This is a genomic window from Pandoraea vervacti, assembly GCF_000934605.2.
GTDB lineage: Bacteria > Pseudomonadota > Gammaproteobacteria > Burkholderiales > Burkholderiaceae > Pandoraea > Pandoraea vervacti.
Window position 1 is genome coordinate 1,501,407 of record NZ_CP010897.2, and the last position, 26,020, is coordinate 1,527,426.

Annotated in this window: 23 protein-coding genes; 18 read left to right on the forward strand and 5 right to left on the reverse strand. The window is 62.1% G+C overall.

The features are described from left to right. Nucleotides 1-102: 102 nt before the first annotated feature. The 9 genes from UC34_RS06755 to UC34_RS06795 all read left to right on the forward strand — a co-directional run bounded on the left by UC34_RS06755 (nt 103) and on the right by UC34_RS06795 (nt 11,320). Nucleotides 103-1,701 (forward strand): DUF1302 domain-containing protein, encoded by a 1,599-nt coding sequence (locus UC34_RS06755; protein ID WP_044454841.1) that lies wholly within the window; start codon nt 103-105, stop codon nt 1,699-1,701. A 31-nt stretch (nt 1,702-1,732) separates the two neighbouring features. After that, nucleotides 1,733-3,121 (forward strand): DUF1329 domain-containing protein, encoded by a 1,389-nt coding sequence (locus UC34_RS06760; protein WP_044454842.1) that lies wholly within the window; start codon nt 1,733-1,735, stop codon nt 3,119-3,121. Nucleotides 3,122-3,344: 223 nt separating this feature from the next. Next, nucleotides 3,345-4,493: an NAD(P) transhydrogenase subunit alpha gene (locus UC34_RS06765; RefSeq protein WP_044454843.1), complete on the forward strand. Its 1,149-nt coding sequence runs from the start codon at nt 3,345-3,347 to the stop codon at nt 4,491-4,493. Between the two features lie 21 nt (nt 4,494-4,514). Further along, nucleotides 4,515-4,835, forward strand: coding sequence for an NAD(P) transhydrogenase subunit alpha part 2 (locus UC34_RS06770; protein WP_044454844.1), 321 nt, complete (start codon nt 4,515-4,517; stop codon nt 4,833-4,835). Further along, nucleotides 4,836-6,275, forward strand: a complete 1,440-nt coding sequence (locus UC34_RS06775; RefSeq protein WP_044454845.1) for an NAD(P)(+) transhydrogenase (Re/Si-specific) subunit beta — start codon at nt 4,836-4,838, stop codon at nt 6,273-6,275. Nucleotides 6,276-6,324: 49 nt separating this feature from the next. Further along, nucleotides 6,325-7,101 (forward strand): SDR family oxidoreductase, encoded by a 777-nt coding sequence (locus UC34_RS06780; RefSeq protein ID WP_044454846.1) that lies wholly within the window; start codon nt 6,325-6,327, stop codon nt 7,099-7,101. A gap of 45 nt (nt 7,102-7,146) precedes the next feature. Next, complete coding sequence (locus tag UC34_RS06785; protein WP_044454847.1) at nt 7,147-8,355, forward strand: MFS transporter; 1,209 nt, start codon at nt 7,147-7,149, stop codon at nt 8,353-8,355. Between the two features lie 117 nt (nt 8,356-8,472). Next, complete coding sequence (locus tag UC34_RS06790; RefSeq protein WP_218919561.1) at nt 8,473-10,410, forward strand: flavin-containing monooxygenase; 1,938 nt, start codon at nt 8,473-8,475, stop codon at nt 10,408-10,410. Nucleotides 10,411-10,543: 133 nt separating this feature from the next. Continuing rightward, nucleotides 10,544-11,320, forward strand: a complete 777-nt coding sequence (locus UC34_RS06795; protein WP_044454849.1) for an SDR family NAD(P)-dependent oxidoreductase — start codon at nt 10,544-10,546, stop codon at nt 11,318-11,320. Between the two features lie 94 nt (nt 11,321-11,414). Here the strand turns inward: UC34_RS06795 and UC34_RS06800 are convergent, their stop codons facing one another. Both UC34_RS06800 and UC34_RS25340 read right to left on the reverse strand, forming a co-directional pair. Then, nucleotides 11,415-12,164 (reverse strand): SDR family NAD(P)-dependent oxidoreductase, encoded by a 750-nt coding sequence (locus UC34_RS06800; RefSeq protein WP_044454851.1) that lies wholly within the window; start codon nt 12,162-12,164, stop codon nt 11,415-11,417. Between the two features lie 37 nt (nt 12,165-12,201). Further along, the gene (locus UC34_RS25340) at nt 12,202-12,345 is read right to left on the reverse strand and encodes a hypothetical protein (protein WP_157123064.1); all 144 of its coding nucleotides are present in this window, start codon (nt 12,343-12,345) and stop codon (nt 12,202-12,204) included. Nucleotides 12,346-12,446: 101 nt separating this feature from the next. Here UC34_RS25340 and UC34_RS06810 point away from each other — a divergent pair. Then, nucleotides 12,447-13,645, forward strand: a protein-coding gene (locus tag UC34_RS06810) for an IS3 family transposase (RefSeq protein ID WP_167370682.1) whose coding sequence is annotated in 2 segments (ribosomal slippage) — nt 12,447-12,762 and nt 12,762-13,645 — 1,200 coding nt in all. Because the reading frame shifts where the segments join, the coding sequence is not laid out codon by codon here. Between the two features lie 20 nt (nt 13,646-13,665). On the opposite strand, the gene UC34_RS06815 is transcribed toward UC34_RS06810, so the two are convergent. Continuing rightward, nucleotides 13,666-14,403 carry a phytanoyl-CoA dioxygenase family protein gene (locus tag UC34_RS06815; protein ID WP_167370643.1) on the reverse strand — a complete coding sequence of 246 codons (738 nt, stop codon included), beginning with the start codon at nt 14,401-14,403 and terminating at the stop codon, nt 13,666-13,668. A 181-nt stretch (nt 14,404-14,584) separates the two neighbouring features. Between UC34_RS06815 and UC34_RS06820 the strand changes: the two genes are divergently transcribed. Further along, nucleotides 14,585-15,562 carry a helix-turn-helix domain-containing protein gene (locus tag UC34_RS06820; RefSeq protein ID WP_044457853.1) on the forward strand — a complete coding sequence of 326 codons (978 nt, stop codon included), beginning with the start codon at nt 14,585-14,587 and terminating at the stop codon, nt 15,560-15,562. Between the two features lie 42 nt (nt 15,563-15,604). Here UC34_RS06820 and UC34_RS06825 read toward each other — a convergent pair whose 3' ends face one another. Then, nucleotides 15,605-16,564: an alpha/beta hydrolase gene (locus UC34_RS06825; RefSeq protein WP_044454855.1), complete on the reverse strand. Its 960-nt coding sequence runs from the start codon at nt 16,562-16,564 to the stop codon at nt 15,605-15,607. Further along, nucleotides 16,555-17,388, reverse strand: a complete 834-nt coding sequence (locus tag UC34_RS06830) for an SDR family NAD(P)-dependent oxidoreductase (protein WP_044454857.1) — start codon at nt 17,386-17,388, stop codon at nt 16,555-16,557. Before UC34_RS06830 ends, UC34_RS06825 begins: the two co-directional genes overlap by 10 nt. Nucleotides 17,389-17,575: 187 nt before the next feature. Between UC34_RS06830 and UC34_RS06835 the strand changes: the two genes are divergently transcribed. From UC34_RS06835 to UC34_RS06865, 7 genes are all read left to right on the forward strand, one after another. Next, nucleotides 17,576-18,850 (forward strand): acyl-CoA dehydrogenase family protein, encoded by a 1,275-nt coding sequence (locus UC34_RS06835; protein ID WP_237165257.1) that lies wholly within the window; start codon nt 17,576-17,578, stop codon nt 18,848-18,850. 14 nt (nt 18,851-18,864) lie between these two features. Next, nucleotides 18,865-20,667: an FAD-binding protein gene (locus UC34_RS06840; protein WP_218919563.1), complete on the forward strand. Its 1,803-nt coding sequence runs from the start codon at nt 18,865-18,867 to the stop codon at nt 20,665-20,667. Next, a complete protein-coding gene (locus UC34_RS06845; protein ID WP_044454861.1) occupies nt 20,630-21,487 on the forward strand; it encodes an SDR family NAD(P)-dependent oxidoreductase in 858 nt (285 codons plus the stop codon). The genes UC34_RS06840 and UC34_RS06845 overlap by 38 nt, the downstream gene beginning before the upstream one ends. A 118-nt stretch (nt 21,488-21,605) precedes the next feature. Beyond that, entirely contained in the window at nt 21,606-22,364 is a 759-nt protein-coding gene (locus UC34_RS06850) for an SDR family oxidoreductase (protein ID WP_418303935.1), read from the forward strand. 21 nt (nt 22,365-22,385) lie between these two features. Continuing rightward, the gene (locus tag UC34_RS06855; protein WP_044454865.1) at nt 22,386-23,417 is read left to right on the forward strand and encodes a ferredoxin--NADP reductase; all 1,032 of its coding nucleotides are present in this window, start codon (nt 22,386-22,388) and stop codon (nt 23,415-23,417) included. Further along, entirely contained in the window at nt 23,354-25,045 is a 1,692-nt protein-coding gene (locus tag UC34_RS06860) for a FadD3 family acyl-CoA ligase (protein ID WP_269466321.1), read from the forward strand. The genes UC34_RS06855 and UC34_RS06860 overlap by 64 nt, the downstream gene beginning before the upstream one ends. Nucleotides 25,046-25,060: 15 nt before the next feature. After that, nucleotides 25,061-25,852 carry an SDR family NAD(P)-dependent oxidoreductase gene (locus tag UC34_RS06865; protein WP_044454869.1) on the forward strand — a complete coding sequence of 264 codons (792 nt, stop codon included), beginning with the start codon at nt 25,061-25,063 and terminating at the stop codon, nt 25,850-25,852. Nucleotides 25,853-26,020: the final 168 nt, after the last annotated feature.

Here is a 26,020-nt window from a genome sequence, read left to right on the forward strand (position 1 = left end):
AAGTACGGAGTAGCGGGGTGCGTAGCGCATTCTGCGCACGCGCTTTGCAATGCGGTCGACGGCTGGCGCGGAAAAAAACTTAGAACAATGAATGGAGGAGCAATGAAGGCAGGCAAGAGAAAAGCGTTCGTCGGAAAACGCAAATGTCTGGCGCCCATCGCTGTTGGTGTTCTGCTGGGCGCAAGCGGCATCGCAAATGCAGGACAGTACTTCATTACCGACGACACGACGATCGACTATCGCGTGACGGCGACGTATGGTCTCGGCATGCGTATCGCAGGGCAGTCCGACGCGCTCATCAACGGCCCTATCGGCGTCAACGGTCTTCCCGCGCAGATCAATGCCGACGACGGCAACAGAAACTTCAGGAAGTGGGGGCTCGTCAACAACCGGCTGTCGGCGCTCTTCGAGTCGAACCTGAAGCACCGGGACTTCGGCTTCAACTTCAGCGCGGACGCGTTTTACGATCAGGTGTACCGGAGCAGCAACAGCAACAACTCTCCCGGCACCGTCAACAAGACCGGTCCGCACGACTCCTTCACCGACGCCGCGAGCTTTTTCGACGGGCGCCGGGTGAGACTGCTCAACGCGTACGCTTACGGTGGCTGGAGTCTTGGCGATACCCGACGGCTGGACGTGCGTCTCGGGAATCAGGTGGTGGCGTGGGGGGAAAGCCTGTTCTTCTCGGGCGTCGCGGCCGCGCAAGGGCCTGCCGATGCCACCAAGGGCAATGTCCCCGGCGCCGAGGTGAAAGACATTCTGCTCCCGGTGCCACAGATTTCCGCGCAGCTTCAACTGACCGATGCGCTGAGTGTTCAGGGCTACTACCAGTTCAAGTACAAGGAAAACGAGATCTTTCCGGTCGGCGATTATTTTTCGACGTCCGACATCGTCGGGCCCGGCGCGGAATTCCTCTATGCGGCTCCTGGGGTGACGATTCCCAACGGGAGCGACATCCGCCCGCGCAACGCAGGGCAGGGTGGCGTGGGCATGCACTACCTCGTCACGGCGAACACCGACCTCGGGTTCTATTGGCTGAACTATCACGACAAGAACCCGAGCGTGGTTTTCCAGAACACGCCCTCGCCAAGCTATCGGATCAAGTATTTCGACAATATCAAGCTGACCGGCGTGAGCGTTTCCACGCGCGTCGGCGATTCGCAGGTCTCGGGCGAAGTCGTGTACCGACAAGGCGCACCGGTGCTTGTCAACACGCCTGCCGGCGCAACGGCGACACGCGCCGACTCGGTTCAGGCGCTGGCCTCGATGGTCCGAACCTTCGGGCATAGCTGGCTCGCCAACGAAGTCGATTTGGCGGCTGAAGTGGGTTATTTGCACGTGACCAGCGTCGATCCCTATCAAATGGGCGGCGCCGGTTACTCGGACCTCTACAACAGCCGGAACTCCGTTGCCTACGAATTTCTGGTGACGCTGAAGTACCCCAATGTGGTGGACCAATGGGATCTGGCCGTGCCGATCTCGTTTGCGCACGCCGTCGCTGGCAATGCATCGCTTGGCGGTGCATTCGGCAGCCTGAACGGCGTGGGCGACATGATCTTCAGCATCGGGACCAACTTCACGCGTCTGAACAATCTTGAACTGGGTATGGCGGTCAATCTTTACCTGGGTTCGGTCAACGCGCGTACCCATCCGCTGGCTGATCGCAGCTACGTCACGATGCACGCCAAATACACGTTCTAAGTAAATCCCCACAGTTTTTCAGGAGGAGCGAATGAAACTCTCAGTATTCGGATTGACATTGTCGGGCGCTGCCCTGGCGCTCAGTAGTGCGCTCGTGACGCAGCCGGTGCTGGCCAAGGTCTCGGCGGACGAGGCGGCGAAGCTCGGCACCTCGCTGACGTGTCTCGGCGCAGAAAAGGCGGCCAGCAAGGACGGTCAGATTCCGGCCTTCGGCGGTCAGTGGAACGGCGTGCCGCCGGGCGTCGACTACAAGGGGGCCGGTTCTCCGTTTCCCAATCCGTACGCACACGAGAAGCCGATTGTCGTGATTACGGCACAGAACATGGATCAGTATGCGGATCGTCTTTCAGAAGGCATGAAGAGTCTGCTCAAGAAGTATCCGGATACGATGAAGGTGCCTGTCTATACGTCGCACCGGGATTTCGGATATCCCGACTGGTTCTGCGAGAACGCCAAAAAGAACGCGCTGAACTCGGAACTGGTGAATAACGGCGAAGGTATCAATGCGACGACGGGCACCGTGCCGTTCCCGATTCCGAAGTCCGGCCTCGAAGCCTATTGGAATATGAACAACCCGTGGGGACCCTGGACCATGAACAAGACGGTCGATCAGGCCGTGGTCTACCCGAACGGCAATGTCGTCTGGGGACGCACGAAGATGATGTGTCTCTCTCCGCGAACGGATCCGAAAAATCGGGCGAGTACCGTCGGCGGCGTGAACTCGTATTGTTATGTCGAAACGCAGTTGCCGGAACGCGACAACGGCACGGCGATTATCTCGACCGATTACTTCAACTACGAAACGCAACCGCGCGACGCCTATCAATACAGCCCGGGAACGCGACGTGTGCGTCAGCTCCCCTCGTTCGGTTTCGATATGCCGCAAGGGCCTGGCGGTTTCCGTACGGTGGATGACGACCAGCTTTTCAACGGGTCGCCCGAGCGATACGACTGGAAAATCGTCGGCAAGAAGGAGATGTACGTTCCGTACAACAACTACATCATCAACTCGCCTTCGACCAAGTACGACGATCTCCTGAAGACCAAAGGCGTGCCGAACCCGGACTACATGCGTTACGAACTGCACCGCGTCTGGGTGCTCGACGTGACCCTCAAGAAGGGCTACCGCCATCAATACGCGCGGCGAGTGATCTATCTCGACGAGGACACCTGGGCGCCGTTGATGGCTGACGAATACGATAACCATCATCAATTGTGGCGTGTGGCGATGGTGCCGTGGATCAACACGTTCAAGAACGGGAAGATCATGCCGGCCGCGCAGCTCTATCACGATCTGCAATCGGGCGCCTATCTCGTCGACGCCATCTATGCTCAACAGCGAAAGGCGCCGGTCGTCGATCAGGGCGATATGTCGCCGTCCGACTTCACGCCCGACGCGTTGCGTCGAAAAGGACAGTAGTCAAACGCCATACGATGTCGTCCCTTGCGCCTCCTCTTTCGAGAGGGGGCTTTTTTGTTTTCACGGGGCGGCCCGCAAAGACTTCGGATGCGTAGTCTGTCTGGACGATGAGCCAGTCCCTCCTTATCGCTACATTCGAAACACGAAGAATAGGCAGCAGCCTCGGTAACGTGCGTGCGATGGCACCCGCCGATCCTGTTGCCAGGGCTCATGGGAGGTAACGGTGATTATTGGAGTGCCGATGGAGTCCGGGGCATGTGAGTCGCGCGTAGCGGCGACGCCGGAGACTGTCAAAAAACTCATTGCACAGGGCCACCAGGTCGTTGTCGAGGTGGGCGCTGGCGCGCGTGCATGTTATCCGGACGCCGCGTATGGGGAGGCGGGCGCCGTGCTCGGGGTGGCGGACGAAGCGCTCAAAGCCGATGTGGTGCTCAAAGTCGCAAGCCCGACGGCGGAAGAAGTGTGCGCCATGCGGCGGGGCGCCGTCCTCGTCGGCATGCTCAATCCCTTTGACGACAAGAGCGTCAGCCTTTTGGCGCGCGCCGGAATTACTGCTTTTGCGTTGGAGCTGGCCCCGCGCACGACGCGCGCGCAAAGTCTCGATGTGCTCAGCTCCCAGGCAAACGTCGCCGGTTATAAGGCTGTCATGGTTGCGGCGAACCACTATCAGCGCTTTATGCCGATGCTGATGACGGCGGCAGGCACCGTCAAAGCGGCCCGCGTGCTCATTCTCGGCGCGGGCGTGGCCGGCCTGCAGGCGATCGCGACCGCCAAGCGGCTCGGCGCAGTGATCGAAGCCTCCGACGTGCGCCCCGCGGTCAAGGAGCAAGTGGAGTCGCTGGGGGCGAAGTTCCTTGACGTCGCGTATGAGAGCGATGAGGAGCGCGAGGCTGCCAAAGGCGTAGGCGGCTATGCCCGGCCGATGCCTCAGACGTGGCTGGCTCGCCAGAGCGCGCTGGTGCATGAGCGCGCACGCACGGCGGACATTATCGTGTCGACCGCATTGATTCCCGGGCGAGCGGCACCCACACTGGTCCCCGAAGCGATGGTCCTGGCGATGCGCCCCGGCTCGGTCATTGTCGACATGGCCGCAGGCAGAGGAGACGTGGCCGACAAGGCGACGGGCCGTCGCGGCGGCAACTGTCCGCTGACCGAGCCTGACGCCGTCGTGACACGTCACGGCGTGGTCATCGTCGGACATACGAATCTGGCAGCAATGGCAAGTCACGACGCGTCGGCGCTTTACGCGCGCAACGTCTTGGAATTCCTGAAGCTGATCGTCACCGGCGAGGGTGTCAACGTGGATCTCGGAGACGACATCGTAGCCGCCACGTTGCTCTGCCGAGAGGGCACATTGGCTCGTGCAGCCTGATTCGCATTCGGGAGAAAGGAAATGGACGTAATCAGCCACACCGTGATCAATCTGATCATCTTCATTCTTGCCGTCTATGTCGGCTACCACGTCGTCTGGAACGTCACGCCGGCGCTCCATACGCCGCTCATGGCGGTGACGAATGCCATCTCGGCCATCGTCATCGTCGGCGCCATGCTGGCCGCAGGCCTGACCTCCGGGAAAACCGGGCAGGCGTTCGGACTCGTGGCTGTCGCGCTGGCCGCAGTCAATGTGTTTGGCGGATTCCTGGTGACCCGCCGAATGCTCGAAATGTTCAGGAAAAAGCAACCGGCCACGGTGGCGAAAAAGGAGTCGGCATAAATGAGTCTGAACGTCGTCACGCTGCTTTACCTTGTCGCGTCCGTCTGTTTCATCCAGGCGCTCAAGGGGTTGTCAAATCCGAAGACCGCCCGTATCGGGAACGGTTTCGGCATGGTGGGCATGGCCGTCGCGATTGCCACGACCGTAGCGCTGGTGTTGTCGAAGTCCGGTGGGCAACTCCCCGGCGCCGCATCGGGACTGGCGTTGTTGCTTGTGGCGCTGCTGATCGGCGGCGGCATTGGCGCGTATATCGCCGCTAAAGTCGAGATGACCAAGATGCCCGAACTCGTCGCGGCGATGCACTCGCTGATCGGGCTTGCTGCGGTGAGTATTGCCTATGCGGTCGTCGCTGAGCCAGGCGCGTTCGGGCTGGCGACGCAAGACGGCAGCATTCCCTACGGGAACCGGGTCGAGTTGTTCGTCGGGACGTTCGTTGGCGCCATCACATTTTCCGGTTCGGTCATTGCGTTCGGAAAGCTCTCGGGAAAGTACAAGTTTCGACTGTTTCAGGGGGCGCCGGTCACGTTCGCCGGACAGCACGGCATCAATCTGGTGCTGGCCGTGGTGATGCTCGCCTTCGGCGTGTATTTCGTGATCACCCAGGCCTGGGCGCCGTTCATTGCCATGACGCTCATTGCGTTCGCCCTTGGCGTGCTCATCATCATTCCCATCGGCGGCGCGGATATGCCGGTCGTCGTGTCGATGCTCAACTCCTATTCGGGATGGGCTGCAGCGGGGATCGGGTTTTCGCTGAACAACCCCATGCTGATCATTGCCGGTTCGTTGGTGGGATCGTCGGGCGCCATCCTCTCGTACATCATGTGCCGCGCCATGAACCGTTCGTTTTTCAACGTGATTCTCGGTGGCTTTGGCAACGAGAGTTCGAGCGTTGCGCCCGGCGCGGCGCAGGAGCAACGGCCGGTGAAGGCCGGCTCGGCCGACGATGCCGCGTTCCTGCTCAGCAATGCCGAGAGTGTCGTGATCGTTCCGGGATATGGACTTGCGGTGGCTCGCGCCCAGCACTCGCTCAAGGAGCTGACCGACAAACTGGTCGAGAAGGGGATCGACGTGAAGTATGCGATCCACCCCGTGGCGGGACGGATGCCCGGCCATATGAATGTGCTGCTGGCCGAAGCGGAAGTGCCGTACGACCGTGTTCTGGAGATGGACGAGATCAACGGCGAATTCGGGCAGACCGACGTGGTGCTCGTGCTGGGGGCCAACGACGTGGTCAACCCGGCTGCGAAGCAGGACCCGAATTCTCCGATTGCCGGCATGCCGATTCTCGAAGCTTACAAGGCGCGAACCGTCATCGTGAACAAGCGATCGATGGCGTCCGGGTATGCCGGCCTGGATAACGAACTCTTCTACATGGACAAAACCATGATGGTGTTCGGCGACGCCAAGAAGGTCGTCGAAGACATGCTGAAGGCCGCCTGAGCGATCTGAAGCAGTGAATCAAGACAGCAAATCGAGACAGGGTGATCAGGTGCAGACAAATGACGGTGTAAAGCGGGTGGTTCTCGTGACGGGCGGCGCGAAGGGCGTGGGCCGAGGCATCACGGAGCAGTTTCTGGCGTCCGGCGCGGAGGTTGTCGTCTGCGGTCGCGAAGCGCCGACGTCCTTGCCTCGGAACGAGCACGGCACCGCAACGTTTATCGAAGCGGATCTGCGCGACGTGGACGCGGTCGATCGGCTATTCGATACGATCAAAGCGCGCTTCGGTCGGCTCGATGTGCTCGTCAATAACGCCGGCGGAACCCCATTCGCGATGGCGGCGGATGGGTCGCCAAGATTTCACGACGCCATCCTGAAGCTGAATCTTCACGCACCGTTGCTGGCGGCGCTCAAGGCCAACGCCATCATGCAGGCGCAGGCAAGCGGCGGCGTCATCATCTTCATCGGCAGCATTGGCGCGACTACGGCCCGGCCCGGCAGCGCGACGTATGCTGCCGCCAAGGCCGGCATTCTCAGCCTGACGCGTTCGCTCGCCGTCGAGTGGGCTCCCAAAGTTCGCGTGGTCTGCGTCAGTCCCGGTCTTGTGCAAACCGAGCAATCGCACCTGCATTACGGCGATGAACAGGGGATTGCTGCGGTTTCGGAAACGGTTCCGCTCAAGCGCATGGCCCAACCGGCCGATATCGGCAGCGCGTGCGTCTTCATGGCGTCGGCCGGTGCGTCTTATATCAGCGGTGTGGACCTGCTGGTTCATGGCGGTGGTGAGCGCCCGGCGTTCCTGTCCGCCGCCAACGTGAATCACGCATAACAGTGACATCCCGGCAGAGGCCGGGTGTCGTCGCAGGAGCGAAACATGGATGAACGATGCGCGGTGCCGCACAGGCCCGCCAACGCGATCGGCAAGGCCATCGTGGTGATCGCCGGCCCAGCCTTAGCCGCGTTGATTCCGATGGCGGTGACGCCGGCATTGCCGGCGCTCTCGGCGGCGTTCGGACATGTTCCGGACGGGACATTTTTCGCCCAGATGGTCATGGCGGCGCCTGCGGCCATGGTGATGCTGGGCGCCCCGGCGGGGGGCGCGCTCTCGGAGAGGTTCGGTCGCAGAAAAGTTATTTTGATCGCCCTGCTGCTCTTCCTCGTTTCAGGTATTTTTCCAGTGATATCGCCGAACGCCGGCGGACTGATTGCGTCGCGGCTCATCCTCGGCATCGCGGGGGGTGTGATTCTGACGACCAGTTTTTCGATGGCTGGCGATTACGGCGACCACACAAGGGAGCGAATCCTCGGGTTTGCCGGCGCGGGGGCTGCGTTTTGCGCGATTGTCGGCATGGTGTTGGGCGGGCTTCTGGTCGACGCGTTGGGGTGGCGCGGTCCATTTGTCCTGTACCTGATCGCCTTGCCGGTGTTGTTGCTCAGCATATTCGTCATCGATAACCATAAACAAGTGCATAGCCGGGTCGCCGAGGGCACGATGCCTGTCAGGGCACAGATCCCCATTTTCGGTTTGACCTGTCTGCTGACGATAGGATTGTTCATGCCCGGGATTCAGGGGCCGTTCCTGTTGCGCGCCAACGGGATAACGAGTGCGACGACGATCGGCGCCGTGCTTTCGACATACTCGTTCACGGCAGCCTGTGCTGCGGCCTCTTACGGCACGCTCAGGCGTGCCTTGAGCGCGAATAGCGTGCTGGCCCTGGCAGCATTCTGCCTTGGCGCCGGAGCGGCGATTTTCGCTGTCGCTCACAGCATCCCGGGCGCGCTGGCCGGATGCATCGTGACGGGCATCGGCGCGGGGCTGGTTGAGCCCGTGACAATGTCGCTCGTGCTCAGCCGCTCGCATCCGGGCATTCGTCAACGTTGTGTCGGACTGCTGCTGGCGTCGGTCTTTCTCGGACAATTCCTGAATCCCGTGGTCCTTAGCCCGCTGCGTGCAATGTTCGACGAACATGGCGCGTTCGCGATCGTCGGGATGGTGCTCGTCGGGTTCGCCGCGCTCATCCTATGGCGAGGGTTCGATGCGCGGGCTTCGCGTGGTCGTGCGTTGGGCGCGTCCGAAAACTAGTTGCTGTGAATGGACCTCTCCCGAGAATGAGGAGAGGGGGTGTACAGAAAAACAGCCGTACAGGCGCTCCGGTTCGGGGCGCATGGGCACGGTCATAATCCTGATGGAGACAATCGAGTGAGCAGTCATCTTCAACCGGCGTCGAGTCCCATCGTCGAGGACGATGCTTTTATCGAAAGCATGCTCGCGGATGCGAGTATTCCCACCCTGATCATGTCGCTCGTCCATATCACCGGCGACGTGAGTTTCCTGAGGGGCAGCATTCGCCCGAAGACGCCGCAGATGGGAGAGGTGCAGGGCGGCCTGACAGAGGAAGAGAAGGCATCGGTGCGCAAGACGGCGCTGACGGTACTCAAGGCGTTTCGTGATAACGGATGCAAACTGCCGCCGCCGCCGTCGGAGGAGGTGGTGCGAGAAATGATGAATTTTCTCGTCGGCACGGAGGTGCCCGCCGACTACATGCCGCTGGTGCTCGAAGAACTGGCGCTGGACGGAAAGGACTCGCGCGCTCCGGCCTGGCGCAAGGAAGTGCCCGATGCGGTGAAGCGCGATTATCACGTGGTCGTGATCGGTGCAGGGATGTCCGGGCTTCTGTCGGCCATGCGCCTGAAGGAAGCCGGAATCTCGTTCACCGTTTTCGAGAAAAACGATTCGGTTGGCGGAACCTGGTACGAAAACCGGTATCCGGGATGCCGGGTCGATATCCCGAATCACTTTTATTCCTACTCGTTTTACCCGAATCACGACTGGAACGAGTATTTCTCGCGTCAACCCGAGTTGGCCGCCTATTTCGAGCGATTCGCTCAGGATCAGGGACTCGCCGAGAAAATTCATTACAACACCGAAGTTGTCTCGGCAAAGTTCGACGAAGCGAGCGGCATCTGGAGCATCGCCGTGAGGGAGTCGGGCGGCGCCATCCGCACGGTACTGGCCAACGCCGTGATAAGCGCCGTCGGGCAGCTCAATCGCCCGATGACGCCGAAGATCCCCGGTCAGGAGACGTTCAGGGGCGTGCAGGTCCATACCGGTGCATGGCCGAAGGGGCTGGATCTCACGGGCAAGCGGGTCGCGGTGATCGGTACCGGCGCCAGCGCGTTTCAGATCGTTCCCGAGTTGGCCAAGATCGCGAGTGAGCTCACGGTGTTTCAACGCTCGCCCGTCTGGATGTTCCCCAACCCGGACTACCATGCAACGGTCGGTGAGAGCAAAAAGTGGATGCTCAAACACGTTCCTTTCTACGCCCGTTGGTATCGCTTCCTGATGTTCTGGCCGGGCAGCGGCATTGCGTTGAACCGGTGGCGTATCGATCCCGCCTGGCCGCACCCGGAGCGCGCGGTCTGCGAGGCCAACGACCAGGAGCGCATCCACCTGACGGCGTGGATCTCCGATCAGGTGGGCGACGATCCCGAGTTGCTCAAGAAAGTGATTCCGCAGTATCCCGTGGGCGGCAAGCGAATGCTCCAGGACAACGGAAGCTGGTTGCGTGCGCTCAAGCAACCGAATGTCGAACTCGTCACGGAAGCCCCGAAGGCATTTGACGAGACGGGGGTGATCGGGCAAGACGACCGTCATTACCCAGTCGACGTCATCGTGTACGCCACGGGTTTCCATGCGAACAAGTTCCTGTGGCCGATGGAGATCGTCGGTCGCGGGGGCGTCAAGTTGAACGAATTCTGGGGCGACGAGCCGCGGGCCTATCTCGGTATCACCGTGCCGGGGTTCCCGAATCTGTTTTGTCTTTATGGGCCCGGCACCAACCTCGCGCATGCCGGCAGCATCATCTTCAACTCGGAGTGCCAGGTTCGATACAGTGTGGCGTGCGTCAAGTCGCTGATCGAGGGCGGGTACCGGCAGATGGATGTGAAGCCCGCCGTCTACCGCGAGTTCAATGACCGGTTAGCCAAGGAGCTCAGTACGCTGGTCTGGTCGCATCCGTCGGTCAACAACTGGTACAAGAACAGCAAAGGCCAGGTCGTCAACACATCCCCATGGGCGCTCTCCGATTACTGGAAGTGGACACGCTCGCCCGAAGTCGACGACTACGAGTGGCGTTGACCGTCGTACAGACGTAGCGACGTGACGACTTAACTACTTAACTACGAAGGCGATGGCCCCGGGGCGTCAGCGATTGGCGCCCCGGTCGGTATCGATGCGCTCAACCCGAGAGGTGAAGATCGTGCCTAACGAAATGCGTTCCCCGAGTCCGACGAGCGGGGTAATTGTGACCGGCGCGGCGTCCGGCATCGGACTGGCGACGGCAAGCGAACTCGCGGCCGTGGGCAGACCCGTGGCGCTGTGGGATATCAACGAAGCCGCCGTGCAGGAAAACGTGCGGCGTCTGCGAGAAACATTTGATGTGGCGGTGGTCGGCGTGCAAGTCGACCTGCGCGATCCTGCCGCACTTGCCCCCGCGATTCGTGCCAGCCGGGAAGGCATCGGTGCACTGGGAGGACTTGTGCACGCGGCGGGGGTTGTCAAGGCGACGGGCATCGAAGGACTGACGCCGGAGGTATGGGACGACGGACTGAACGTCCATCTGCGTGCGCTGGCACTTTTGGTGCAGGCATTGCTGCCGGACCTGCGAAGCCAGCCGGGCTCTGCCGTCGTGGCCATTGCCTCGATGAACGCGACGCTGGGCAACGGCCTGATCCCCATCTATACGGCGGCCAAAGGGGGGGTGATATCGCTGGTCCGCTCGCTTGCAGATTCGCTGGCCAACGAGGGCATTCGTATCAACACGGTATCGCCCGGCATGATCGATACGCCGATGCTGTCCGGCGGTGCAGGACGCGAAGTCCAGGAGGCGCTCGCCGCGAAGTGGAGCGAGCGCATCCTGCTCGGGCGAATCGGGCGGCCTGAAGAGGTCGCGCGCGTGGTTCGGTTCTTGCTTTCGGAGGACGCCAGTTACGTCACCGCCGCGGAAATCGTCGTGGACGGCGGCAATATTTCATCGCAGCGCTTCTGAAGTCAGGCGTCGCGGTCTCAGTACGAGGGCACAACGATTGAGGGGGATGTACTTGTGGTACGTCCCCCTTTTGCATTGCTCGATCCCGATAGGGTCAGATGCCTAATTGCCTTCCCGCGACCGCGCCGCCGTCGACGACAAGCGCATGCCCGACGACATATGACGCACCCGGTGAGGCCAGGAACAACACACCCTCGGCCATCTCCTCCAGGTCGCCGGGGCGACCGATCGGCTGGAGTTTGTCGAGCAGTTTTATCGTTTCGTCCGAAAGGCCTTCGGTCATGCCGCTGAGCATGACGCCGGGACAGATGCAATTGACGCGAACCCCTTTCGGCGCGAGCTCGATCGCACTTGCCTTCGTCAAGGCGACGACCGCCGCCTTCGTCGCACAATACGCGGCGATCTCGGCGGTGGGGGAGATGCCTCCGTTGGACGCCGTATTCACGATGACACCGCTACCCTGCGCCAGCATGACCTTCAATGCGGCTTGCATACCATGCACGACGCCATCGAGATTGACGCGAACCAGCGCGTGATAATCCGCAAGGCTGAGGTGCTCGATGGGCCCGGCCGGGCCACGAACGCCGGCGTTATTGAACATGACGTCGAGGCGTCCGTGGTGACGTACCGCCGTGTCGACCAGTCGGTTGACCGCCTCCGGGTTGCCGACGTCCGTCTCGACGAAGATGCCGCCGACGGCGTCAGCCGTGCGTTGTCCTTCACGCACGCTGACGTCGGCCACCACGACTTTGGCCCCCTCACTTGCAAAGCGCATTGCACTAACGCGACCGAGGCCGGACGCGCCCCCGGTCACGATGACGACCTGTTCGGAAAATCGAGACATTGTCACTTCCGCAGCGGATAAGAGGATGGATCGCGCGTTAGCGACGGGAATCGCGTTCGGTGTTCATGTACTTGCTCATGTCGACCGCACCGTTATTCCAGTTGCGATTGCCCCACCAATGGTTGCGGCCGAGCATATCGGCCATTACCGGCCCGTGTTTGGCGATGAGTTCCTCGCTCACGGGGCCGTGGAGCGGCCCCACGTATCTGAGGACACGAGGACTCTCTTAAAATAAGGGATAGTCTTGTGCCTATCAGTAAGCCTAGTCATTACGTGGAAAGCATCGAAATTCTGACCGAGCCGGAGCGCCGTCGTCGGCGCACGGCGCAGGAAAAAATCGCCATCGTGCAGGAAACATTGGAGCCGGGAGCGTCGGTGTCGGCCGTTGCACGTCGGCACGGCGTCAATGCCAACCAGGTGTTCGGCTGGCGCAAGCAATACCAGGAAGGCAGTCTGGCGGCGGTGAAGGCGGGTGAAACCGTTGTGCCGGCATCTGAGCTAGCCGCCGCCATCAAGGAAATCAAGGAGTTGCAACGGCTACTCGGGAAGAAGACGTTGGAGGTCGAAATCCTGAAAGAAGCCGTGGAATGGGGCCGGTCAAAAAACCTGATTGCGCGCTCGCCCTTGCTGCCGGGGGACGACCGATGAAGACGGTCTGCGAAGTTCTCGGCGTGGCGCGCTCTGCCGTGGCGGTGAAGCGAGCTCGCTCGTCCGACTGGCGCGATGGTCGCCGTGCCCGCGTGACCAACGATGCCGGGCTGGTCGAGGAGATTCAGGCCCATGTGGCGCACCTTCCTACCTATGGCTACCGGCGTGTCTGGGCGCTGCTGCGCCGCAGTCGGGAGCAGAGCGGTGCGCCGTGCATCAACGTCAAGCGCGTGTATCGGGTCATGCGGGAGCATCAGTTGCTGCTGCGCCGCCCCGGCGTGCGGCAAGACAAGCGGCGGCATGACGGTCGCGTTGCCGTGGAGCGCAGCAACACCCGCTGGTGCTCCGATGGCTTCGAGTTCCGGTGCGACGATGGTACGCCGCTGCGCGTGACGTTTGCGTTGGACTGCTGCGACCGCGAGGCGATTAGCTGGGCCGCAACGACCGGCGGGCATAGCGGTGATGTGGTGCGCGACGTGATGCTGGCCGCCGTCGAACAGCGCTTCGGCACCACGCAGGCCGCGCACCCCATCGAATGGCTGACGGACAACGGCTCGGCCTACATCGACTACCGCACGCGCAGCTTCGCTCGCGAACTGGGTCTTGAGCCGCTGACCACGCCGGTCCGTTCGCCGCAGAGCAATGGCATGGCCGAATCGTTCGTGAAGACCATGAAGCACGATTACGTCGCCTATATGGACAAGCCTGACGCACCAACAGCGCTCTCGCGTCTGGCAATCGCGTTTGAACACTACAATGAGCGCCACCCGCACAAAGCCTTGAAATACCGCTCGCCTCGCGAGTTCAGGCGTAATGCGGTGTCATCAACCTAACAGTGTCCGCCTGTCCTGAGTTACAGGGGCAACTCCAGGCCGTAATCTTCCAGCGGACGATAAGCGAGACGGCAATAGGTCGCATGCAGCAACACACGTTCGCCTTCGCGGGCGCGCGGGTAGTTGGCGTGCCAGAGGCGACCGTCCCACATGCCGACCGAGCCGCGCGGCGCGACGAGCGGTCGAGCGCCGGCTTCGGCCTTGACCTCCTCGGGATTCGGGTGGCGGCGTTCGCGGTGCGAACCCGGTACGACCTTGGTGGCGCCGGAGGCTTCGTCGGTCGTGTCGTCGCAATACCAGCATGCGGTCATCAACGCGTTGTGTTCGGGGAAGGGCGCGGGCAACCAGGACTGATCGCAATGCAGGGGCATGGCATTGGCGCCGGCGAAGCGCACGCTGCCGCTCACCTGACTGATCTGGGCGCCGCGCCCGCACATGAATTCGATCATGGTGAGAATCTTGGGATTCAACGTCGCCTCGGCGATCAGCGGATCTCGCGCGAGCAGGAGGTCGCTCGAAATGCCCTTTTTCGTGATGCCGAAGTACTGCCCCTTGTCCTCCTGGCAGCACCGAACGATGGCGCTTCGCAGGCCCGCGATGAATTCGTCCTGTGCCACATCCTTGACGACGGTAAAGCCGAGCGTCTGCATGTCTTCGATGTTCTGTTCAAGGTTGTACTTGCGAATGCGTTCGGCAAGTTCAGGCGATACCGCGAACATCGGGAGGGATTCGTGATCCTTAAGTTCAAGTACGTTCACTGCACTGTCTCCATTCATTGTTTATCCGGGAATATCAGGGTGATTTGCCCTGAATCACCCGCTTTGGGGTAGGTTAAAATTATCGCGATCCGGCAATGCAAACCAATACGTCGGCGATCATATTTAGATGCGGATTCGATCAAGTTCAGGAGAACCCATGGGCGCGAATGAGGTGAGCCGGATGACGCAGCTTCGTTCCGCCCTTCAGAAGCATCTGATCTCGGAACTCGAGAAGCGTGGCGTATCCTCGGATCTGGGGGCGTTCGACATCAGCGGACCCGATGCGCAAGGTCAGTTTCCGAAGTTCTACCGCGCTGTGGCGGACAAGCTTTGCGAGTTGGTCTCGCGCGATAACGGCTATCCGCCGATGACGAAGCAGGAAGTCGATCTGATGTGTCGTTGCATGGTGACGGCCTCGACACTTCGTGACGCCATTTTGTGCGCCAAGGCGTTTTGCGTGATGCTGCACCCGCGTGCCGCCAGTCTGGATCTGTGCGAGGGCGATGATGCCGTCGTGTTCACCATGCGTCCGGTTCGTCGCGAGACGTCGTCAGCGGCATGCATCCTGGATCTCACCGGCCTGCTATGTTTTATCCAGTTCTTTGGCTGGCTGATCGGGCAGCCCTTAAAGCCGCGCGAGATTTACCTGACGCATCCCAACAGAGAGGATGCCGGCGCGTTTCTCGGGGTCTTCGGCGCCCCGGTGTTTGTGGGCGCGGCGGCATCGGGCTTTGCGTTCGATGCGGCGCTGCTCGAACGCAAGACCGTCAGACAACCCTTCGAACTCGAGTCATTCCTGGCGGACCTGCCTTTCGGCTTCGTCGTCGGGCCGTCTCCGACGACGTCGATGTCCCAGCATGTGCGTGCGTTGCTCGAGGGCGCAATGGCAAGCGGCGACGAGCTGCCATGGATTCCGGAGGTGGCTCGGGCGCTCAATATCAGCGGCATTACGCTTCGCAGGCGCCTGCATGCGGAAGGTACGAGCTACAAGGATATTCGGGAGCAATGCCTGCGTGATCGTGCGAAGCACTATCTGACCAACGGAAGCTGGTCGATCGATGAAATCGCCGGTCGCCTCGGCTTTAGTGGCGCTGCGGCATTTCGCCGGGCGTTCGTTGGTTGGACGGGGGAGCCGCCGAGTCGATATCGTAAAAGGTGACATTGAACGGTCGGCACGGTCGTCGACCGTGCCGGCCATCGGTCACGCGGCGCGTTGCGACGTCGTATCGAAACTCTCGCGTAGCGCGCTTGCCACGAACGTGAGCGCTTCGTCCGCAGCGTCGATCATGCCCATCATGCTGGCAAAACCGTGAATCTGTCCCGGCCACCGTTGCATACGAACGGGTACGCCCGCCTCGATGAGCGCCAGGCCATACGCCTCGCCTTCGTCGCGAAGCGGATCGTATTGCGCGGTGACGATCGTCGCGGGGGGCAGGTGTTGCAGTCGCTTTTGTCGCAGCGGGGAAGCCATCGGATCCGAGCCTGCCGACTTGTGAGGCAGATACTGTTCCCAATACCAGCGCATCATCTCCGTGGTGAGGAAGTGGCCGGTGCCCATTTCCGAATACGACGCAGTGTTCATCGCGCTGTCGGTGACAGGGTAAATGAGCGATTGGTGGCACAGCGTGAACCCGTTGTCTCTCGCCCGATGCGCGACGACCGCCGCGATATTGCCGCCGGCGCTGTCCCCGGCGACGGCGATTCGCGAGGCGTCTGCGCCGAGCGTTTTCGCGGTGTCGCGCACCCAGCAAAGTGCCGCCCAGCCGTCGTCGATCGGGGCGGGGAATTTTGCCTCCGGGGCGAGGCGGTAGTCCACCGATACCACGAGTGTATCGGCCCTTTTGGCCAGGCTTCGGCAGATATTGTCATGCTCCTTCGGGCAACCCAGAACGAACCCCCCGCCGTGAAAATAGACGGTGACGGGCAAGTTCGATGCGTTCGCGCGCGGGTAGTACAAGCGCAGAGCCAGGGGGCCACCGGGACCCGTGATGGTCCTGTCCTCAATGTGGGCCACCTCATCGCCGGGCCCGAAGGGGGACGGGCCTGCGGCGGCGGCTGCGGCCATGACGGCGCGTGCTTTGGCGCCGTCCGCCGAGTAATCGATCGGCGGCATCATCGCGAGAATTTCCAGCATCTTTGCTGCTTGCGGGTTCAATGGCATGTTGTCGCTTGCTCCCAGAGACCGGTATCGGAGGATTCGCGCAGAATGGTGCGCGCGCGTTGTGCGAATGCCGCGAAGACTTCCGCGTGCGGGATGATCCAGAATTTTCCGGCATCGACGTCGGCAAGTAGCGCCGACGCGAACGCATCGGGCTTCGTACCGTTGCGAATGATCTGTTGAAGGCCGGCGTTTGTCTGCGCGAGGTTTCCCTGCCTGTCGTTGCTTTCGTGGATCGCGTTGGCGATGGCGGTGTCGACCGCGCCGGGACATACGACCGACACCTTGATCGGCGCATCGATGGCGGCCAGTTCACCGGCGAGACACTCACTGTGCGCGACGACGCCAAATTTCGACACCGTATAGGCGGACAACTCCGGGCCGGCCGTCAGACCGGCCATCGACGCGACATTGACGATATGGCCCCCCTTCGCGAGCATGCGTGGCACGAAGGCGCGCGCCGCATGAATCACGCTCCACAAATTCACGTCCAGCGTTCGTCGCCATTCGGCTTCGCTGGTTGTCCAGCAATTGCCCGTTCGCAGCACGCCAGCATTGTTGATGAGCAAATCGACGCGCCCGGCGATCGCAAAAGCGATATCGGCGAGCTTTTCCACATCGGCCGCACGGGAAACGTCGACATGCGCACTGACCACGCGCCCGCCCGACGCGGGAGTGTCTTTCATGGTCCGGGCCAGCCCTGGCACGTCCACGTCGGCTGCGACAACCGTGTCTCCTCGCAGTGCCAGCGCGTGAACCAGCGCACGCCCAATGCCGGAGGCCGCCCCTGTCACAACGGCTACCCGAGTATTCGCCTCAGTATTCACCCTGGTGTCCCCTTGAAGTTTCTGTCAGGCGCCCGTTCGAGGGCGCAGTTCGCAGGCCAGTATCCATTCACGGGACGGCGCGGCATCGTCCAAGCGGACTAGCCCACGGGAGTCATCGTGCGCATACGCGGCAGGCGAGGATGGCCGCGCCGTTAGTCTTTTTGGACGATGCCTGCGCACGAGGCCGATGCAAAGATCGATCAACACTGCGCAGGCCATTGAGGCCGTAGTGACATATAGGCGAACACGGAGACAAGTCATGACGATCCAGCCGGTGCCCAAGGCGTCAGTTCCCAGTGAGGCAGAACTTCTGCGCAATGCCCGCGAGATGGTGCCGCGTCTGCTTGAGCGCGCCGAAGCCGCGGAGCGCCAGATGCGGGTGCCTGATGAAACGATTCAGGAAATGAAGGACGCAGGATTTTTTCGCGTATTGCAGCCCCGGCACTTCGGTGGATACGAGATGTCGCCGCGCGTCTTTTATTCGATTCAGATGATCCTGGCCGAAGGGTGCATGTCGACGGCGTGGGTCTATGGTGTGCTGGGCGTTCACCCGTGGCAACTTGCCCTGTTCGACCCGCAGGCGCAGGAAGAGGTCTGGTCGCGCGACACGTCGACCCTCGTGGCATCGACGTATATGCCTGTCGGCAAGGTGACACGCGTATCGGAAGGTTTCCGGTTGTCCGGTCGCTGGAGCTTTTCGAGCGGCTGCGAACACGCCGAATGGATTTTCCTCGGCGCGATGGTGCCTTCCGAGCAGGAGGGGGCAGCGCCGGAATATCGTACGTTCCTGCTGCCGAAAGCCGACTACACCGTGATCCACAATTGGAATACGTTCGGCCTGAAGGGGACCGGCAGTCATGACATCGTCGTCGAAGACGCCTTCGTTCCGGCCTATCGCACGCATCGAACGCGCGACGACTCTCCGGCGGCTCGCCCCGGGCTTTCCATCAACAGCGGCCCGCTCTTCCGGTTGCCGTTCGCCCAGGTCTTCACGCGCGCCGTGTCGTCGTCATGCATCGGTGGCCTGCAGGGGGCGATCAATGCTTTTCGTCGCACTGCGGCGCTGCAGGTCAGCCGAAATTTCCTTGGCGCAACCGCAAACGACCCCACCGCACAGTTGGTCGCCGCTGAGGCCGCCTCGGCGGTCGATCAGCTCAAGCTGACGCTGTTTCGGAATTTCGACGAGATGATGACGCACGCCGAGCTCGGCGAGTCCGCGCCGATCGAGGATCGCCTGCTATATCGCTATCAGTCGTCGCAGGCGCCGGAGATCTGTGCGCACCACGTGAGCCGGCTGCTGAAGTCCTGCGGTGGGTCGGGTATTTACACCTCTCACCCCATCGTCCGCACGTTCCTCGACATTCACGCCGGTCGGGCGCACGTCGCCAACTATGCCGACCCGGTCGGCCGGAACTTCGGCGGGGTGCTGTGCGGGCTGGAAAACAAGGACAGCACCGTCTGAGACCGGAAACCGCCATGCCAATGTTCTTTCAACGGGGACTGCTCGACGACGGACCGGGCGCGCCGAATCACTCGCCGCAGGACGACGACGATTCTCCCCATCATCGGTTCGACGTGATCGTCGTGGGCTCGGGGGCAGGCGCAATGCTCGCGGCATGCCGGGCCCATGACCTGGGACAATCCGTGCTCATCGTCGAGAAGACGAACCTCTACGGTGGCACGTCGGCTGTGTCCGGCGGCGGCGTATGGATTCCGAACAACGATCACATCGCGCGCGATGGCGGTCAGGACAGCGCCGAAGACGCGTTGATGTACCTGCGCGCCGCCACCCAAGGTGAGGTTAGCGAAACCAAGTTGCGGGCCTACGTGGCGCACGCGCCCGAAATGTTGCGTTACGCGGAGGCGAGAACGCACGTCAGGTATCGTGCAAATCCGTTCTATGCGGATTATTACCAGGCGCTTCCCGGCGCCAAGCTTGGCTATCGCTCACTCGATGCCGAACCCTTTGACGGCAGGCGCCTGGGGGACGACATCCTGAAAATGCGCGAGACGTCGCCGACGATGCTCATTTTTGGCCGCGTCACCATGAGCACGAGCGAGGCGGTGACGTTGCTCTCGCGCGCGCCGGGCTGGCGAAAATGTGCCATTGCGGTACTCGGCAAATACTGGCTCGACTTTCCGTGGCGCTTGCGTAGTCGGCGTGACCGGCGATTGAACATGGGAAGCGCGTTGATCGGGGCGCTGCGGCTCTCGCTCATGGAGCGAAACATCCCGCTTTGGCTGAACACGGCATTGGACTCGTTGCTGTTCGAGGGCGACCGGGTGGCAGGCATCACGGCCCGCCGAAACGGGCGCACTGTCAAATTGCATGCGACGCGGGCGGTAATCCTCGCCACAGGAGGATTCGAGAGCAATCAGGCGATGCGTGAGCGCTATTTGCCCAAGCCGACGCTCGCGCAGTGGACCGGCGCGCCGCGTTGCAATACCGGCGACGGGATTGTGGCCGGCATGAACGTCGGCGCCGCCGTGGCCAACATGCAGCATGCGTGGTGGACACCCACCATTCAGGTGCCCGGCGAGGAGAAGCCGCGCGGCCTGTTCTCCGAGCGCGCCCTGCCTGGCTGCCTCGTGGTCAATCGACTCGGGCGGCGTTTTGCCAACGAGGCGCAGGATTATCTCGACTTCGTGTTAGCCATGTATGACGACCACGCCAAAACGGGGGCGAACCTCCCGGCCTGGATGATCTTCGATGCGCGTTTTCGTCGCAAGTACAACGCCGGGCCACTGGTGTCGGGGTCGTTGATGCCGGACTTTCTGCTCCCCAGGCGATGGCGAGGAAAGGTGTACTTCCGGGGGGAGACACTCGAGCAGCTGGCCGCGCAGATCGGGGTGGACGCCGATGGATTGCGACAAAGCGTCGAGCGAATCAATGCCTTTGCGAAGACCGGCGTCGATCTCGATTTTCACAAGGGAAGCAACGCCTACGACACGTTCTATGGCGACCATTCCGTCAAGCCGAATCCGTGCCTCGCGCCGCTGGAGCAAGGGCCGTTTTACGCGCTGCGTCTGGACGCCGGCGACATTGGCACCAAGGGCGGACTTCAGACCGACGAATTCTCCCGAGTGCTTTCCGAAGCCGGTGAACCGATTCCCGGGCTGTACGCCACAGGCAATACCTCTGCCTCGGTGACGGGGCCGTCCTACCCCGGGGCAGGCGCGACCCTGGGGCCCGCAATGACCTTTGGCTTCATCGCCGCTAACCATCTTGCCGGAGTCTACGATGCTCAAGGGAAAAGTCTGTGTAGTGACCGGCGCTAGCCGGGGTGTCGGACGTGGTGTCGCGATCGGTCTGGGGGCGCAGGGCGCCACCGTCTACGTGACGGGACGCACGACGCAGCCCGGTCGCGCGAAGCTGCCGGGAACGTTGTATGAAACGGCAGACGCGGTGAATGCCGCGGGTGGCGTTGGCATTCCGGTCATTTGCGATCATGCGTCGGACGAGGAGGTCAGGCGGCTGTTCGAGCGTGTGAACGAAGCCCATGGCGGACTCGACATTCTGGTCAACTGCGCGATTGCCATTCCGGAAGGTCTGACCGATGTTGCGCCGTTCTGGGAAAAGCCGCTTGGCATGACGGACCTGTTTGGCGTGGGCATGCGTTCGACCTATGTGGCCAGCTATTTTGCGGCGCCGCTGCTGATCGCACGCGGCGGGGGGCTGATCGTCAATATCTCGTCCGCCGGCGGCCGTTGCTACATGCACGGCCCGGCGTACGGCGCATCGAAAGCGGCCACGGACAAAATGTCATTCGACATGGCGTATGACTTTGCGCCGCATGGAGTGCACGTTGTGACGCTCTGGCCCGGTCTGGTGAAGACCGAACGAACGCTTGCGGTTTGCAATGCGGAGCCCGAGAAGTACGGGGCATGGCTCGAACATGGCGAGTCCCCGGAGTTTCAGGGCCGTGTCATCGCCGCGCTTTTCAACGCGGAAGATCGCAAGACCCGCTCCGGCAATGTCTTTTACGGGGCGGAGCTTGCTGTCGATTACGATGTCAAGGATGTCGACGGCAAGCAGCCGCCTTCGCATCGTCCGATGCTCGGCGACCCGCCGGTTTTTTCTGCCGCTGTCGTCGAGTGATGTCAACGGTTCGTCAGCGGAAGACGAGCGGATCGCAGCGAGATTGTCGTCTGAAGGTCGACGTATTGCGTCGGCGCGCAGCGATCAGGTAACGAGAAAACGTACGGAGACAAGGCAGATCATGGGGCGTGTTCAGAATAAGGTGGTGTTGTTGACCGGGGCAGCCGGTGGGGTGGCTAAAGAGGCGGCTGCGATGCTGGCCCGGGAAGGCGCGACAGTGGTTCTCGCGGACATTGACGAAACCGCGGGCCAATCGGCTGCGCGGCAAATTGGTGAATCGGCAACCTTCTTGCGCCTGGATGTGTCGAGCGAAGCCGACTGGCAAGACGCGCTCTCCAAGGTGGTGGCGCGTTTCGGCCGTCTCGACGCGCTGGTCAACAGTGCGGCGATTTGCCGGAGCGAGTCCATCGAGGAGACTTCACTGGAGCTCTTTCGCACGGTTTCCCGAATCAATGCCGAGGGCACGTTTCTCGGGTGCAAGCATGCCATCGCGCAGATGAAGACCAACGGCGGCGGATCCATCGTGAATCTGTCGTCGACCGCAGCGCTTGCGGGGCATACGGGGTTATGTGCGTATTCGGCGTCCAAAGGCGCAGTGAGCGCACTCACCCGGAACGTGGCTGCGCACTGTCGGGCGCACGGTTATCGCATCCGCTGCAACTCGATTCATCCCGCCGGCATTCGCACGGCGATGTCGGAAAAGATGCTGGCAGGCGTGGACGAAAAGTTCGTCAACTTCGACCTGAATCCGCAGTCGGGCGTTTGCGAGCCGCACGACGTTGCCCATCTGATCTTGTTTCTCGTCTCGGACGAGTCACGCTTTATCAGTGGTGCGGAGTTGCGCGTCGACAATGCCATGCTGACGTCCGTCGGCTGACATGACCCGGAGTCCGATGTCATGAGCGCCCTCAAATATCATGCGTTGCGTGTCGTTTCGGTCATTGAAGAGACGGCCGACGCGAGATCTCTTGTGTTCGACGTGCCGCCCGCGCTCGCCGATACGTTCCACTATCGTCCCGGGCAGTTCCTGACGCTGCGGCTTCCCGTCGACGGCAAGCCTATTCCTCGGTGCTATTCGCTCGCGAGTTCTCCTTCGATCGCCGAACCGCTGCGGGTCACCGTCAAGCGTGTCGCGCAGGGCGTCGGTTCCAACTGGGTCTGCGATTCAGTGCGAGAGGGCGACGAGATCGAGGTGCAGGCCCCGGCCGGTGTGTTCTGCCCGAAAGATCTGAACAGCGATTTCCTGCTGCTCGGCGGCGGTAGCGGCATCACGCCTATCTTGTCGATCCTGCGCTCGGCGCTGACCGACGGAAGCGGCCGGATTCTCCTGGTCTATGCCAATCGGGATGAGCGTTCGATCATTTTCAAAGACGCGCTGAAGGCGCTGGCGGCGGCCCATCCGGACCGGCTGCAAGTGGTCCATTGGCTCGATACCGTGCAAGGCATCCCCTCGGTCGCGCAACTGGCGGCACTGGCGCGCGCATGGCGGCATGCGGACTGCTTCATCTGTGGGCCGTCGGCCTTTATGGACGCTGCGGTGCAAGCGCTTCAGTCGCTGGAGATCGATGCCGGGCAGGTCCATGTCGAGCGTTTCGCCTCATTGCCGGACGAGAGCGAGTTGGGCGGCGCTGACATCCTTCCCACGCTGGATGACGGGGTCGCGCTCGAGGTCACGCTCGACGGCAAAACCCATCATCTGACGTGCGGCAAGACGGAGACCTTGCTCGACGCCATGCTCCGTGGTGGTGTCGATGCACCGTATGCCTGCCGGGCCGGGGCCTGTGCGACATGCATGTGCACCGTTGACGCAGGCGCCGTGCGCATGAAGCACAACGATGTCCTCGACAAAAACGATCTGGCGCAAGGTTGGACGCTCGCCTGTCAGGCGATCCCGCAGAGCGGCCAGGTCGCCGTCAGGTTTCCAGAGTAGCTGTTGGCCCGAGCACCGGGCTTATCGTGAGTTACGTCATGCTGCCTTCAGTCATCACCATTCCTCGCATGCTCGCACAGACCGTCGCCCGTTACGGGGACCAGTGCGCGATCGAAGCGGGGGGCGTTCGTCTGCGATACCGCGACCTCTACCAGCGCGCGTTGCGTGCCGCGGCGGCGCTAATTTCCCGCGGCGTCGAGCCGGGAGACCGCGTCGCCATCTGGGCGCCGAACGGTCCGGAGTGGATCATCGGCGCACTTGGCATCCATTTTTGCGGCGCGTCGCTGATTCCGATCAATACGCGCATGCGGGGCGCGGAAGTCGGATATGTGCTCGAGACGACGGGGGCCAATGTTCTGCTGAGCGCTGGCTGGTTTCTCGGCAGTTACTATCCCGACCTTCTGGGCCCGTATCGACCGGCGACATTGACGACGGTTGTCGTCATGCACGATGTCCGGCATGGCGACATCGCGTGGCACGATTTTCTCATCGGCGGGCGGTCCATCACCGATGACGTGGTGGAAGCCCGGGCGTTGCGCGTCTCGCCCGAGGCTATCTCGGACATCATGTTCACTTCCGGGACCACAGGGCATCCCAAGGGCGTGATGACGACGCACGCCCAGAACCTGAGGGCGATCGATGGCTGGGCCGACGCCATGGCGCTTGCGCCGACCGATCGCTATCTGATCGTCAATCCGTTCTTTCATGCCATGGGGTACAAGGCGGGCTGGCTGGCGGCGCTCACTCGCGGCGCGACGATCCTGCCCCATCGCACTTTCGACACGGCAGCCATCTTCGACGCGATCGAGCGCGAGAAAATCACGGTGTTGCCCGGCCCGCCGACGGTATTCCACAGCCTGCTCAACGACCCGAGACTCGCATCGACGGATCTGTCCAGCCTGCGTGCCACGATCACCGGATCCACCAATGTTCCGGCGGCGTTGATCGACAGAATGCGCAGCGAACTGGGCTTCAAGGTTGTCCTGACCGGCTATGGGCTGACCGAGTCGTCGGGGTTTGCGACCTTGACGCGAGCCTCCGACCCGGCGGAGATCGTCGCGAATACCTGCGGCAGGGCCATGCCCGGGGTCGAACTCCGTATTGCCGACGAACGCGGGGAGGCGGCGCCCGCCGGCGTGGCTGGCGAAGTCTGGATTCGCGGCTACAACGTCATGCAGGGATATCTGGATAATCCCGATGCCACTCGCGAAGCCATCGATGCACAAGGCTGGCTTCATACGGGCGACGTTGGCGTCATCGACGAGATGGGATATCTGAAAATCACGGATCGACTCAAGGACATGTTCATCGTCGGCGGCTTCAACTGCTATCCCGCCGAGATCGAAAGACTGGCGGCCGCGCATCCGGCCGTCTCGCAGATCGCTGTGGTCGGCGTGCCTGACGAGCGCATGGGCGAGGTGGGGCGTGCCTTCGTGGTCCTGAGGCCCAACGCAGCGTTGGACGCTGCGCAGTTCATTACCTGGTGCCGGGCGAATATGGCGAACTACAAAGTGCCGCGTTATGTGGACTTTGTGTCGTCGTTGCCAACGAACCCTTCGGGCAAAGTGCTCAAGCGTGAGCTTCGCGAGTGGCCCGTGTCGGTCGAAAAAGCCGCGCAGCACGCGTAATCCGGAGGTTCGGGCATGCGTATCGATTTGCACGGGAAGACCGCGCTGGTCACAGGCTCGACGCGGGGGATCGGCGCGGCCTGCGCGCGCCAGCTTGCGCAGTGCGGGGCGCGTCTGATCCTTCACGGACGTACGCAGACATCCGTATTGTCGGCGGTTGACGCCATGCGCTCGGCGTACCCGAGCACCGACGTATCCGGCATCGTCGGCGACGTAGCGACCGAAGCGGGCTGCCGGTCGATTTTGCCCGTACTCGACGATGTCGATGTGCTGGTGCATAACGCGGGAGTCTACGACTGGGCGCCGTTCGAGACGATCTCGGACGAGGCCTGGCTCCACATGTTCGCGACACACGTCATGGCCGGCGTGCGCCTCTCGCGTGTCGCGCTACCGGCAATGATGCGCCGCGGCTGGGGGCGCATTGTGTTCGTTGCCTCGGATTCCGGGGTCTACATACCGCCCGACATGGTGCATTACGGGGTCAGCAAAGCCGGCGAGCTGGCCCTGATGCGCGGACTTGCCGAACTGACCAAAGGCACCGGCGTGACGGTCAATGCGGTGCTGCCCGGACCGACGGCGGTGGAAGGATCCGAGCAATTCTTCGATGACTATGCGCAACGCACCGGCATCGCACGCGATGTTGCGCAAACGCATTTCGTGCGCGCCGCCCGTCCCACATCACTGATCGACCGGATGGCAACGGCCGACGAAGTGGCCAACCTGATCTCCTACGTGTGTTCCCCGCTTTCCTCTGCGACAAACGGCGCGGCACTCCGCGCTGAGGGGGGCGTCCTTCGCCACGTCTGACGTTCGTCCCGGAGGCCGTCTAGTCCAAAGCGACGATGTGACGGCGCCATCTCCCGCCGAGAATGCCCCTACAGGCGCATCGTCGGCGCGCACTCGCTCCTTTGCGTCGACGATGCGCTCCTCACAATACGGTCTCTGATCGCTCAGATCGGGACGAGACTCCGGGAG

Excerpts from the sequence above, each read along its gene's own strand:
- UC34_RS06755 (WP_044454841.1), top strand. The coding sequence starts at position 103 with ATGAAGGCAGGCAAGAGAAAAGCGTTCGTCGGAAAACGCAAATGTCTG.
- UC34_RS06760 (WP_044454842.1), top strand. The coding sequence starts at position 1,733 with ATGAAACTCTCAGTATTCGGATTGACATTGTCGGGCGCTGCCCTGGCG.
- UC34_RS06770 (WP_044454844.1), top strand. The coding sequence starts at position 4,515 with ATGGACGTAATCAGCCACACCGTGATCAATCTGATCATCTTCATTCTT.
- UC34_RS06775 (WP_044454845.1), top strand. The coding sequence starts at position 4,836 with ATGAGTCTGAACGTCGTCACGCTGCTTTACCTTGTCGCGTCCGTCTGT.
- UC34_RS06785 (WP_044454847.1), top strand. The coding sequence starts at position 7,147 with ATGGATGAACGATGCGCGGTGCCGCACAGGCCCGCCAACGCGATCGGC.
- UC34_RS06795 (WP_044454849.1), top strand. The coding sequence starts at position 10,544 with ATGCGTTCCCCGAGTCCGACGAGCGGGGTAATTGTGACCGGCGCGGCG.
- UC34_RS06800 (WP_044454851.1), bottom strand. The coding sequence starts at position 12,164 with ATGTCTCGATTTTCCGAACAGGTCGTCATCGTGACCGGGGGCGCGTCC.
- UC34_RS06820 (WP_044457853.1), top strand. The coding sequence starts at position 14,585 with ATGACGCAGCTTCGTTCCGCCCTTCAGAAGCATCTGATCTCGGAACTC.
- UC34_RS06825 (WP_044454855.1), bottom strand. The coding sequence starts at position 16,564 with ATGCCATTGAACCCGCAAGCAGCAAAGATGCTGGAAATTCTCGCGATG.
- UC34_RS06835 (WP_237165257.1), top strand. The coding sequence starts at position 17,576 with ATGCAAAGATCGATCAACACTGCGCAGGCCATTGAGGCCGTAGTGACA.
- UC34_RS06840 (WP_218919563.1), top strand. The coding sequence starts at position 18,865 with ATGCCAATGTTCTTTCAACGGGGACTGCTCGACGACGGACCGGGCGCG.
- UC34_RS06845 (WP_044454861.1), top strand. The coding sequence starts at position 20,630 with ATGCTCAAGGGAAAAGTCTGTGTAGTGACCGGCGCTAGCCGGGGTGTC.
- UC34_RS06855 (WP_044454865.1), top strand. The coding sequence starts at position 22,386 with ATGAGCGCCCTCAAATATCATGCGTTGCGTGTCGTTTCGGTCATTGAA.
- UC34_RS06865 (WP_044454869.1), top strand. The coding sequence starts at position 25,061 with ATGCGTATCGATTTGCACGGGAAGACCGCGCTGGTCACAGGCTCGACG.